At 61.7% G+C, this 10978-nt stretch carries 10 protein-coding genes; 6 read left to right on the top strand and 4 right to left on the bottom strand.

What is annotated here, in order from left to right; translation table 11 throughout:
* Window positions 1-149 precede the first annotated feature (149 nt).
* On the top strand, window positions 150-626 hold the full coding sequence (coaD, locus tag ACESMW_RS14180) for a pantetheine-phosphate adenylyltransferase (protein WP_372987671.1): 477 nt from the start codon (window positions 150-152) through the stop codon (window positions 624-626).
* Window positions 627-644: 18 nt separating this feature from the next.
* Window positions 645-893 (top strand): YfhL family 4Fe-4S dicluster ferredoxin, encoded by a 249-nt coding sequence (locus tag ACESMW_RS14175; protein ID WP_372987670.1) that lies wholly within the window; start codon window positions 645-647, stop codon window positions 891-893.
* 60 nt (window positions 894-953) lie between these two features.
* On the opposite strand, the gene ACESMW_RS14170 is transcribed toward ACESMW_RS14175, so the two are convergent.
* The 4 genes from ACESMW_RS14170 to ACESMW_RS14155 form a co-directional block, all read right to left on the bottom strand.
* On the bottom strand, window positions 954-2123 hold the full coding sequence (locus tag ACESMW_RS14170; protein ID WP_372987669.1) for a DUF945 family protein: 1170 nt from the start codon (window positions 2121-2123) through the stop codon (window positions 954-956).
* Between the two features lie 15 nt (window positions 2124-2138).
* Complete coding sequence (gene ppk1 / locus ACESMW_RS14165; protein ID WP_372987668.1) at window positions 2139-4283, bottom strand: polyphosphate kinase 1; 2145 nt, start codon at window positions 4281-4283, stop codon at window positions 2139-2141.
* 54 nt (window positions 4284-4337) lie between these two features.
* Window positions 4338-5360 (bottom strand): porphobilinogen synthase, encoded by a 1023-nt coding sequence (gene hemB, locus ACESMW_RS14160; protein WP_372987667.1) that lies wholly within the window; start codon window positions 5358-5360, stop codon window positions 4338-4340.
* Window positions 5361-5634: 274 nt separating this feature from the next.
* Entirely contained in the window at window positions 5635-5856 is a 222-nt protein-coding gene (locus ACESMW_RS14155) for a hypothetical protein (RefSeq protein WP_372987666.1), read from the bottom strand.
* Between the two features lie 275 nt (window positions 5857-6131).
* Between ACESMW_RS14155 and ACESMW_RS14150 the strand changes: the two genes are divergently transcribed.
* The 4 genes from ACESMW_RS14150 to panP all read left to right on the top strand — a co-directional run bounded on the left by ACESMW_RS14150 (window position 6132) and on the right by panP (window position 10869).
* Complete coding sequence (locus ACESMW_RS14150) at window positions 6132-6761, top strand: TetR/AcrR family transcriptional regulator (protein ID WP_372987665.1); 630 nt, start codon at window positions 6132-6134, stop codon at window positions 6759-6761.
* 2 nt (window positions 6762-6763) lie between these two features.
* Complete coding sequence (locus tag ACESMW_RS14145; RefSeq protein WP_372987664.1) at window positions 6764-8464, top strand: acyl-CoA dehydrogenase family protein; 1701 nt, start codon at window positions 6764-6766, stop codon at window positions 8462-8464.
* Between the two features lie 195 nt (window positions 8465-8659).
* Window positions 8660-9001, top strand: coding sequence for a DUF503 domain-containing protein (locus tag ACESMW_RS14140; protein ID WP_372987663.1), 342 nt, complete (start codon window positions 8660-8662; stop codon window positions 8999-9001).
* Between the two features lie 191 nt (window positions 9002-9192).
* Window positions 9193-10869, top strand: coding sequence for a pyridoxal-dependent aspartate 1-decarboxylase PanP (gene panP / locus ACESMW_RS14135; protein ID WP_372987662.1), 1677 nt, complete (start codon window positions 9193-9195; stop codon window positions 10867-10869).
* Window positions 10870-10978 lie beyond the last annotated feature (109 nt).

The raw sequence follows: 10978 nt of genomic DNA, 5'->3' as shown, positions 1-10978 counted from the left end.
GCTTGAGCGTTTCCCGGACAGACCCTCCCAATCGGCCACGCCACCATCACTTAAATACCCACTCCAAAGCCCCGAAATCCCACCCCCGGCAACTACAGAACAACCAGGAATGCTGATATGATTGCACCCAGCGAAGAAAGGAGCTGTGCATGTCCAAAGTCATCTATCCGGGCACCTTCGACCCAATCACCAACGGCCACACCGACCTCATCGAACGCGCCGGCCGCATGTTCGACGAAATCGTCGTCGCCGTCGCCTACAACCCCAAGAAACAGCCCCTCTTCGACCTCGAAGAACGCTGCGAACTGGTCAGAGCAGCAACGGCCCACCTCCCCAATGTGACCGTCACCGGCTTCAGCAACCTGCTGGCCGACTTCGTCCGGGAACAGGGCGCCACCGTCATCCTGCGGGGCCTGCGTGCCGTCTCCGACTTCGAGTACGAATTCCAGCTGGCGGACATGAACCGCCGCCTGGCCCCGGAAGTGGAAAGCGTCTTCCTGACGCCCTCGAACCACCTGTCCTACATCTCCTCCACCCTGATCCGGGAAATCGCCTCCCTGGGCGGAGATGTATCAGAATTCGTCGATCCCGCCGTTGAGGAAGCTTTGAAAAAGAAGTTCAACTGAGCCTGAGGTAACCACAAGATGGCCCTGATGATTAACGACGAATGCATCAACTGCGACGTCTGTGAACCGGAATGCCCGAACGAGGCAATTGCCCCGGGTGATGAAATCTACGTGATTGATCCGAAGAAATGCACCGAGTGCGTCGGCCACTACGACGAACCCCAGTGCCAGCAGGTATGCCCGGTGGACTGCATTCCACTGGATCCGGAGCGCGCGGAAAACCGCGAACAGCTGATGGAGAAATACCATCGCCTGACCGGTAACTGAGTGCCCGGATACAGAAAAGCCCCGGATTCCGGGGCTTTTCTGTATCCGGGGCTGTAAAAATCAGAGCAGAGGCGGCAACGGAATCTCGATGCCGTTCACCGTCAGCAGCAGATCTTCCATCTGCCCTTTCATCACCAGACGGTCTCCTTCCTGGACCAACAATCCCTGTTTGATCAGCGGCGCCAACTGCAACATCACCGACGGATGCTGCTCGGCCAGCGCCAGGGGCAGGGTCAGGTTCAGGTCGCCGGTCAGCCCCTGCATCACCAGCAGCATTGACGACGCTTGCTCCGCGTCCAGCTCAGGATGGCGGATTTCCATGTGGCCCCGGATATCACCCTCCGGGGTGGCGACACTGAGCTCTGGTATGGCCAGGGAAAAACCCGCCGCGGCCAGGCGGCGAAACGCCTCGTTGACCCGCTGCATGGCCTGCATCTGACGCTCGAACGCGGTGCTCTGGCCGCTCTCCAGGGTGGAGGCCTGAAGTTCAGTCATCCCGGTCGCCAACTGGTTCCAGCTATCGACCTCCAGGTTGTCCAGGGCAAAAACCAGCCGGTGCGGACCATAGGCCCCATCCACGACGCCCACCTGACCCAGGCTGACTTCGACCCGGGAATCCAGGCGGGTGTCGTCGTCCCGGGGTTCACTGGTACTGGTGACAATTACGTCAGACAGGCTGACCGGTGGGCTGCCGGCCGAAGAGACACCGAGAGAATCCAGCCGGAGCTCCCCCTGCCCGGTCCAGACGTCGCCACTCAGGTGCGCCAGGGATTGGTCCAGTTGCAGGCCCACAACCCGGACCTCCATATCCGGATCGGAGATATTCAACTCAGGCAGATCCAGTTTCAGCGTCACCTCACCCCAAAGGCGGGTTTCCAGAGTCAGGGTCGGATCCTCGCCCGGAAACCAGTCAGCGTCCGCCGAGGACCAGCCGTCGGCCGGCTCGAAGGTCATCAGGCTGCCGGTAATGCCGTGGGTAACGTGGGCAATGAACTCCACAGGGCGATTCTCACCGGCTTCGGGATCCTGCAGCACCAGGGTGCCATGCACCTCGGCGCCCAGGATGCCGCGCTGGTAATCACGGGTGTCCACCTGCATGAACGGCTGGGTGTCGTTCACCTCGGTGACCGCCCGCTGCCACTGATGCTCGGTCAGGTACCCCACCCCCCAGGGCAGGATGCCACCACCTGCCAGCAGTACCACACCGGCCACAATCCATGCGCGCTTCACTGGCGCCTCCGTTTATCAGGTTTTGCCCGTCAGTCGCTCGAGCAGGACCAGCTGGGATGCAAAGCGTTCCTCATCCTCCGCCGGCTGATTCTGGATGTAGCTGCCATCCGGCTGCAGCATCCAGGACTGGCAGTTGTCGGCCAGGTAGGTATCCAGGTCTTCCCGGAGGCGCGCGACCAGCGCCGGGTCCTCGATGGGGAAGGCAGTCTCCACCCGGCTGAGCAGGTTTCGCTCCATGCCGTCGGCGCTTGAACAGTACACCTCCGGGCGACCGTTGTTACCGAAGTAATAGACCCGGGTGTGTTCCAGGAAGCGGCCGATGATCGAACGTACCCGGATGTTGTCGGACAGCCCGGGCACTTCCGGGCGCAGGCAACAGATCCCCCGGATGATCAGATCGATCTTCGCCCCGGCCTGCGAGGCCCGGTACAGCGCCTTGATCAGCTGGATCTCGGTCAGGCCGTTGAACTTGAGAATGATCCGGCCCTTCTCGCCGAAACCCGCTTCCCGGTCGATCAGACTCAACAGGCGGCTGTGCAGAGTGAACGGCGAATGGAACAGTTTCTTGATCTTCAGGGCCTTGCCCATACCGGTGAGCTGCTGAAACAGCTTGTTGACATCGTCACCGATCGATTCGTCACAGGTCAGGAAGCTGTAGTCGGTGTACAACCGGGCATTGGCCGCGTGGTAATTACCGGTACCCAGGTGCACGTAGCGACGCAGGCGACCCTCCTCACGGCGCACGATGAGGATCATCTTGGCGTGGGTCTTGTAGCCCACCACGCCATACACCACGATCACCCCGGCTTCCTGCAGGCGGCTGGCCAGCTCGAGGTTCTCCGCTTCACTGAACCGCGCCCGCAATTCGATGACGGCAGTCACTTCCTTGCCCCGACGGGCCGCATCCGCCAGGGCCTCGACGATCTCGGAATCGGCGCCGGTGCGGTACAGGGTCTGGCGGATGGCCAGCACCTGGGGGTCCTTGGCGGCCTGGCGCAGAAGATCCACGACCGGACTGAAGTTCTGGTAAGGATGCAGCAGCAGGATCGGCCGCTTGCGAATGGCGTCGAACATCGACTCCTTGCTGCGGATCTGCCGGGGAATGGATGGCGAGAACCCGGAATAGGTCAGGTCCGGCCGGTCCACCAGGCCGCCCACCGCCATCAGCCGGGTCAGGTTCACCGGCCCATGCACCTGGTACAGGTCACGGTCGGTCAGACCGAACTCGGTCAGCAGGAACTGCACCAGCTCCTGCGGGCAGTTGTCCGCCACTTCCAGACGCACGCCATCACCGAAACGACGGCTGAGCAACTCACCGCGCAGGGCCGAGGCCAGGTCTTCCAGGTCGTCCTCCAGCTCGAGGTCGGCGTTACGGGTCAGGCGGAACTGGTAGCACCCCTTCACTTCCATGCCCGGGAACAGCTCGTCGGCATGGGCGTGGATCATCGACGACAGGAACACCAGGTTATCACCGCCATCGCAGACCTCGTCCGGCAGGCGCACAAGGCGCGGCAGTGATCGGGGTGCGGGAACGATCGCCATGCCGGTCTCCCGGCCGAACGCGTCCTTGCCATCGAGTTCAACAATGAAGTTCAGGCTCTTGTTGACCAGGCGCGGGAACGGGTGAGACGGATCCAGGCCAATGGGGCTGACCACCGGCAGAATCTCTTCCTCGAAGTAGTTGCGTACCCACTCGGCCTGTTCCGGTGTCCATTCCCGTCGACGGACGAAATGGATGTTTTCCCGCTCCATTTCCGGAATCAGGACATTGTTGAGAATATCGTACTGTTCGTGGATGTACTCGTGGGCGACCCGGCTGATCTCGCTGAGAGCCTGCTCCGGCATCATCCCGTCGGCACCGATGGTTTCCCGGCCATACTTCATCTGTTGGCGCAGACCGGCAACCCGGATCTCGAAGAACTCGTCCATGTTGCTGCTGAAAATACAGCAGAAGATCAGGCGATTGATCAGCGGATGGGTGGTGTCCAGGGCCTGCTTCAGCACCCGGTAATTGAACTGCAGCAGGCTCAGTTCACGGTTGAAGTAATTTTCGCTGGCATCCAGGTTGATCTCTTCACCGGTGGGAGGGACTTCCACCGGCGCCGGGATACTCTGGTCACCGTCCACCACCGCCTGTGTTTTCGCTGTTTCAGTTGTCATCGTTCCTCGATTCCGCGCTAGCGCCCCGACCGGCCGGGGCGGCGTTCCAGTGTGTCAGGATCCGCGCCGCTGCTCCCGCATCAGGCGGGCGGCCCGAACCGCAAAATAGGTCAGGATGCCATCGGCCCCGGCCCGGCGCATGGCCATCAGGCTTTCCATCATCACCGCGTCACCATCGAGCCAGCCGTTCTCTGCCGCGGCCATATGCATGGCGTATTCACCGCTCACCTGGTAAACGAAGGTGGGCACCTGAAGTTCTTGCTTTACCCGGTGCACGATGTCCAGGTAGGGCATACCAGGCTTGATCATCACCATGTCGGCGCCCTCGGCCAGATCCATCGCCACCTCGTGCAGGGCTTCGTCGCTGTTGGCGGGATCCATCTGGTAGGTGGCCTTGTTGCCTTTACCCAGGTTGGCCGCAGAACCCACCGCATCCCGGAACGGGCCGTAGTAACTTGATGCATACTTGGCAGAATAGGCCAGGATCCGGGTGTTCACATAGCCGGCCGTTTCCAGGGCGTCACGGATAGCCGCAACCCGGCCATCCATCATGTCCGAGGGTGCCACCACATCGGCGCCGGCATCGGCGTGGGACAGCGTCTGGTTCACCAGGGCTTCCACGGTGACATCATTCAGCACATAGCCATCATTATCGATGATGCCGTCCTGGCCATGGGTGGTGAACGGATCCAGCGCCACGTCGGTAATGACCCCGAGTTCCGGAAAGGCTTTTTTCAGGGCGCGCACCGCCCGCTGGGCGAGGCCATCGGAATCCCAGGCACCGGAACCTGACAGGTTCTTCCTGTCCGCCGGCACTACCGGGAACAAGGCCACCGCCGGGATACCCAGGTCCACCAGTTCCGCTGCCTGCTCAACCAGCAGGTCAATGCTCAGGCGTTCGACACCGGGCATCGACGGCACCGTCTCCCGCTGCCCTTCCCCTTCCAGAACGAAGACCGGGTAAATCAGGTTGTCCGGTGTCAGCTGGTTTTCCCGCACCAGCCGGCGGGAAAAGTCACTGGCCCGGTTGCGGCGCAAACGGGTCGCGGGGAACGAACGGGATGTGGGACTTGGCACGGGTAACCTCCTGGTAAAGCAACAGTGTAGGAATGGACTGGTTGCCTGGCGCCGGAACGCCTGCTCTCGCCATGATACACGGCAAGGGCCCGTGGTTGCAGTTGCCGGGCAGATCCTGGCAGGAATCGGTGACAGTTAAATGACAACAGAACCCCGAGTGGGGCAACGGACAGAATCGGCCAAATGCCAAACCAGCTGCTATTATCAGCAGCAAAATATCGGGGAACGGCCGATCACGGGACAGGGGGCGGAACAGCGCCGCCCCCGGCCGAAATCAGAGGGAACGATTATTGAACCCCACTTCCACCTTGCGAGGCGAGTCGGAACGGAAGGCGGTATCCACTTGCTGGATTTGGCCGCCCTGCTGCAGGAAGGCTGTAATATCAGCCTCCAGCTGCGCACGTACCCGGGCGCGACCGGCAACGGAATGGGTGTCGTCGCTGTCACTGCTCCAGTTTCCTGACTGCTCCAGGTTGCTTTCGTCGAATTCACTCATGGTCTTCTCTCCATCAACGAAAACAGATCCGAAAGTGATGTCCGACCCGGCGGGTGAACACACTCTGTCTCGACGAAAATACCGCCTGCGGCCTCGTCTTGGCGTCTTTATAATCTCGTTTTGTTTACCGCGCCATTTCCTGGCAATGTCTTTTTTGTAAATTTTTGTAACCGAAAGTAAGACCATGATTTTACATGGCAAAATGAAAGGGGACGCGCACCCCCATTCGTTGACACAAGAAATGAATGATGATTCACTACTTATAAGGAGCCGGCATGGCCTATCGCGAAACGGAGAAAATGCGCCAGCGCAAGGCGCAGGCACGCCAACGCATCATCGATTGCACCTACGAATGCGTCGCCAATGGAGGGTTCCGGAGTGCCCGTATCACCCGAATTGCGGGCCTGGCCGGCGTTGCCACGGGAACTATTTACCGGCATTTCGAATCCAGAGAGGACCTGTTTGCGGAAATATTCCGGACCGCCACCCAGCGTGAGGTGGACAAGGTCGCGGAAGCCCTGGACACCGACGGTGATGCCGCCGTCAGGCTCGAAGCCGCGCTCCGCCAGTTTGCGGAACGGGCCATGCGCGGGCCGATGATGGCCTGGGCGCTGATCGCCGAACCGGTGGACCCGAAACTGGAAGAAGAACGGCTGGTCTACCGCAGGGCCTACGCCGAACTGTTTGAAAAGGCGATCCGGGACGGCATCGAAGAAGGCTGCATTCCGGATCAGGACGCCCGCCAGAGCAGTACCTGTCTGGTCGGCGCCATTGCCGAAAGCCTGGTGGGCCCGCTGTCACCGACACTGGCCGGCCAGATAACCATTGCCGATATCGACAAAGACAAACTGGTCGACTCCATCATCCGCTTTTGCATGCAGGGGTTGACCGGCACCAGGAGGTAGCCATGACCGCCCGTCAGTCCAAGCCCGAAGTGAGCGCACCCTACACCGGGGACCGCTACCTTGCGGTGACCCATGAAGTCACCAACCAGCCGCCGGCACTTGAGAACTACAACCTGTTCGACCACGACAAGGCCCTCCGGGAGGCCGCGGAACGGGAAGGCGCCGGCCACGCCGTGGAGACCCTGCGCGCCTTTGGCGATCTGGCGGGCAAGGCTGCCACCATCGATCTCGGTTTTCGAGCCAACACCAACAAACCGGTGTTCAATACCCACGACCGGTTCGGCCATCGCATCGACGAGGTGGACTTCCATCCGTCCTACCACGAACTGATGCGCATCGCCCTGGAAAACGGCCTGCACAGCAGCCCCTGGACCAACCCCGGCACCGGCGCCCATGTTACCCGCGCCGCCCGGTATTACATGCACTCCCAGGTCGAGGCGGCCCACTGCTGCCCGGTCACCATGACCTTTGCCGCCATCCCCTCGATCCGCAAACAACCGGAACTGGCCCGGGAATGGGAACAGAAAATCCTGGCCAACAGCTACGATCCCCGCAACGTGCCGCACACTGAGAAGGCCTCCGTCACCATCGGCATGGCCATGACCGAGAAACAGGGCGGCAGCGATGTCCGGGCCAACAGCACCCTTGCCTACCCGGTCGGCACCGAAGGTCCCGGCCAGGCCTACGAACTGGTGGGCCACAAGTGGTTCGTCTCCGCCCCCATGTGCGACGCCTTCCTGGTCCTGGCCCAGGCACCGGGCGGACTGTCCTGCTTCCTGATGCCCCGCTGGCGCCCGGACGGGACCAAGAACCCCTGGCAGGTGCAGCGTCTGAAGAACAAGATGGGCAATATCGCCAACGCCTCCAGCGAAGCGGAACTGCGCGGCGCCCTGGCCTGGATGGTCGGCGAGGAAGGCCGAGGCGTACCCACCATCATCGAGATGGTCGCCATGACCCGCTTCGACTGCATGATCGGCAGCTCCGCCGGCATGCGCCAGGCCGTAGCCCAGGCCACCCACCACTGCCGCCACCGCAGTGCCTTCGGTAACCGCTTGATTGACCAGCCGCTGATGCAGAACGTCCTGGCCGACCTCGCCCTGGAAAGCGAAGCGGCGCTGGCCTACACCATGCGCATCGCCCGCGCCCTGGACAACCAGGACCAGGAACACGAACGCCTGCTGGCCCGCCTGGCCACCCCGGTCGGCAAATACTGGATCTGCAAACGCACCCCCAACCATGCCTACGAGGCCATGGAATGCATCGGCGGTAGCGGCGTGATGGAAGACTGCATCATGCCCCGCCTGTTCCGGGAATCCCCGGTCAACGCCATCTGGGAAGGCAGCGGCAACGTCCAGTGCCTGGACACCCTCCGGGCCATGCAGAAAGAACCCGACACCCTCGACGCCTTCTTCCGCGAGGCCGCCGAGGCCAAAGGCACCGACGCCCGCTTCGACCACTTCCTGGCCCAGCTGCAGAACGACTTCGCCGACATCAGCGATTTCCAGTACCGCGCCCGCAACCTGGTGGATCGCATGGCCCTGGCCCTGCAAGCCTCACTGCTGATCCGCAACGCCCCCAGCGCCGTGGCTGATGCCTTCTGCGCCTCGCGGCTGGCAAGTAACGGCGGCATGAACTACGGCAACCTGCCCTCGGGCACCGACGCCGCGGCCATTATCAAACGTGCCACCCCTGTAGTAGGCTAATCGGATGTTGCCCGGGGCGTGATTACAAACTGCCCGGGGGACTCCACCTGATTTGTTGGGGATCCGGTGGGGAATGGCTTTCCAAAACTGTGCGGAGCCATGGATGGCGGAGCTCAAGCGTCACATGGACGTGCCGAAGGAGCGGGTTTTGGAAAGCCATTCCTCGCCGGATCCTGCACCTTAGCCGGAACACCTATGTCAGAAGCACTCCGAAAATTGCTCAACGAAAGCAACCGCCAGCAGCCCGTCATCACCCCCCATGTGGGTGTGATGACCCTGCACTTCCAGCTCTACGGCTGCGAAGACCTGAAAGCCAAACGCAAGGTGTTCACCGCACTGCGGGCCGTCTGGGGCAAGGAACCCGACCTGGCGGTGGCCGAGACCGCTGACCTTGAGGCCCTCGACTGCGCCACCTGGACCATCGCCGCCCTGGGCACCTCCTCCCAGCAGATCAGCCAACGCCTGGACCTGGTTGAAAAAGCCATTCAGGACCGCATCGATGCTGCCATACTGGAAGTGCAGCGGGAAATTCTCTGACTGCACGGGGTCCGGAGCAGTGGCGTGTGGCGCAGCCGCCTGCGAGGCCGTATACTACCGCCCCTCAGGGACGTCAGCGCACCTGCCAGATGCAGGTTTACAGTTTTGCCAATGCCGGACATGATGCCGGACGAATCCGGGGGGCATCCGGAACCAGCCCCGCGGACGACCACTGATTCTGTGTGGTGCCTATGACCGGAAAGAAAAAATCCGCCCAGGCCTCGGTCGAGGCGATGTACCGTGTATTCACCGTGCCCGAGGCACCGGAATCCACTCTCAGCCGAATCGACCAGGACATCTCCCGCAACCTTGCAGGGTTCCTGCAGGAGCATATCGTTGCGGTCGAGCGGGACCTCTCGGAAGTCGAGAAAGACTTCGCCGAGTACAACATCCCGGAGAAACCCGTGTTCGTGTCCGAGCAGGCCCAGTTCCTGCTGGACAAGCTCGTGGCCAACTCCGTACACACGGCATCCCCGGCCTTCATAGGACACATGACCTCGGCGCTGCCGTACTTCATGCTGCCGCTGTCCAAGATCATGATCGCCCTGAACCAGAACCTGGTGAAGACCGAAACCTCCAAGGCCTTTACGCCCATGGAACGCCAGGTACTGGGCATGATTCACCGGCTGGTGTACCAGGAAGATGGCTCCTTCTACCGCAAGTGGATGCACGATCCCCGCCACACCCTGGGCGTCATGTGCTCCGGCGGCACCATTGCCAACCTGACCGCCCTGTGGGTCGCACGCAACCGCGCCTTCCCGGCGGAGGGTAGCTTCCGTGGTCTGCACCGGGAAGGTCTGTTCCGGGCCCTGAAATACTATGGTTATGAAGGTGCTGCCATCCTGGTGTCCCGTCGGGGCCACTACTCCCTGCGAAAGGCCGCCGACGTACTCGGCCTCGGCCGCGATGCCCTTGTGCCGGTGGGTACCGATGACGAGAACCGTATCCAGCCGGATGCCCTGCGGGACAAGTGCCTGGAATTACAGAAGCAGAAGATCAAGGTCATGGCCATTTGCGGCGTGGCCGGCACCACCGAAACCGGCAATGTGGACCCGCTGGATGCGGTGGCCGACATTGCCCGGGAATTCGGCGCCCACTTCCACGTAGATGCCGCCTGGGGCGGGCCGACCCTGTTTTCCCGCACCTACAAGCCCCTCATGCGCGGCATCGAGAAAGCGGACTCCGTCACCTTCGACGCCCACAAACAGCTGTACGTGCCCATGGGTGCCGGCCTGGTGGTGTTCAAGGACCCTACCTTGCCAACCGCGGTAGAGCACCATGCCCAGTACATCATCCGCAAGGGCTCACGGGACCTGGGCAGCACCACTCTGGAAGGCTCCCGGCCGGGCATGTCCATGCTGATCCACTCCGGCCTGAAGATCCTCGGCCGCGAGGGCTACGAGATCCTGATTGATCAGGGCATCGACAAAGCCCACACCTTTGCCGACATGATCAACGCGGAGCCGGATTTCGAACTGGTGACCAAGCCGGAGCTGAACATCCTCACCTACCGCTACTGCCCCGAGGACGTGCAGCAGGCACTGGCGGTGGCGGACGAGCTACAGGCGGAAAAGCTGAACACCTGCCTGAACCGGATCACCAAGTTCATCCAGAAAACCCAGCGTGAGCGGGGCAAGGCGTTCGTCTCCCGGACCCGGCTGGAGCCGGCCCGTTACTACCACTTCCCGTGCATCGTCTTCCGGGTGGTGCTGGCCAACCCGCTGACTACCAAGGAAATTCTGGCCGACATTCTGGCCGAACAACGTGAACTGTCATGGGATGAGGGAATTGAGGATGAGATCAGCATTCTCCATCAGATGGCAGATGCTGTATTAAGACAGACCACTCCAAACGCCAGGCAGGCCTGAAGGCTATTCCAAAAATCTGGTGAGACAGTAGGGTGGACGTTTCGAAAACTGTGCGGAGCCAGGGATGGCGGAGCCCAAGCGTCACAGGGACGTGCCGCAAGGAGCGTGT

Source organism: Marinobacter sp. (assembly GCF_041690455.1).
Classification (GTDB): domain Bacteria; phylum Pseudomonadota; class Gammaproteobacteria; order Pseudomonadales; family Oleiphilaceae; genus Marinobacter.
The sequence above is the reverse complement of the archived record's forward strand: the minus strand, read 5'-3'. Positions and strand labels throughout refer to the sequence as shown.

What these genes read in the sequence shown, in the direction of transcription:
- ACESMW_RS14150 (WP_372987665.1), top strand. Translation starts at nt 6,132, where the DNA reads ATGGCCTATCGCGAAACGGAGAAAATGCGCCAGCGCAAGGCGCAGGCA.
- coaD (WP_372987671.1), top strand. Translation starts at nt 150, where the DNA reads ATGTCCAAAGTCATCTATCCGGGCACCTTCGACCCAATCACCAACGGC.
- ACESMW_RS14155 (WP_372987666.1), bottom strand. Translation starts at nt 5,856, where the DNA reads ATGAGTGAATTCGACGAAAGCAACCTGGAGCAGTCAGGAAACTGGAGC.
- ACESMW_RS14145 (WP_372987664.1), top strand. Translation starts at nt 6,764, where the DNA reads ATGACCGCCCGTCAGTCCAAGCCCGAAGTGAGCGCACCCTACACCGGG.
- panP (WP_372987662.1), top strand. Translation starts at nt 9,193, where the DNA reads ATGACCGGAAAGAAAAAATCCGCCCAGGCCTCGGTCGAGGCGATGTAC.
- ACESMW_RS14175 (WP_372987670.1), top strand. Translation starts at nt 645, where the DNA reads ATGGCCCTGATGATTAACGACGAATGCATCAACTGCGACGTCTGTGAA.
- ACESMW_RS14140 (WP_372987663.1), top strand. Translation starts at nt 8,660, where the DNA reads ATGTCAGAAGCACTCCGAAAATTGCTCAACGAAAGCAACCGCCAGCAG.
- ppk1 (WP_372987668.1), bottom strand. Translation starts at nt 4,283, where the DNA reads ATGACAACTGAAACAGCGAAAACACAGGCGGTGGTGGACGGTGACCAG.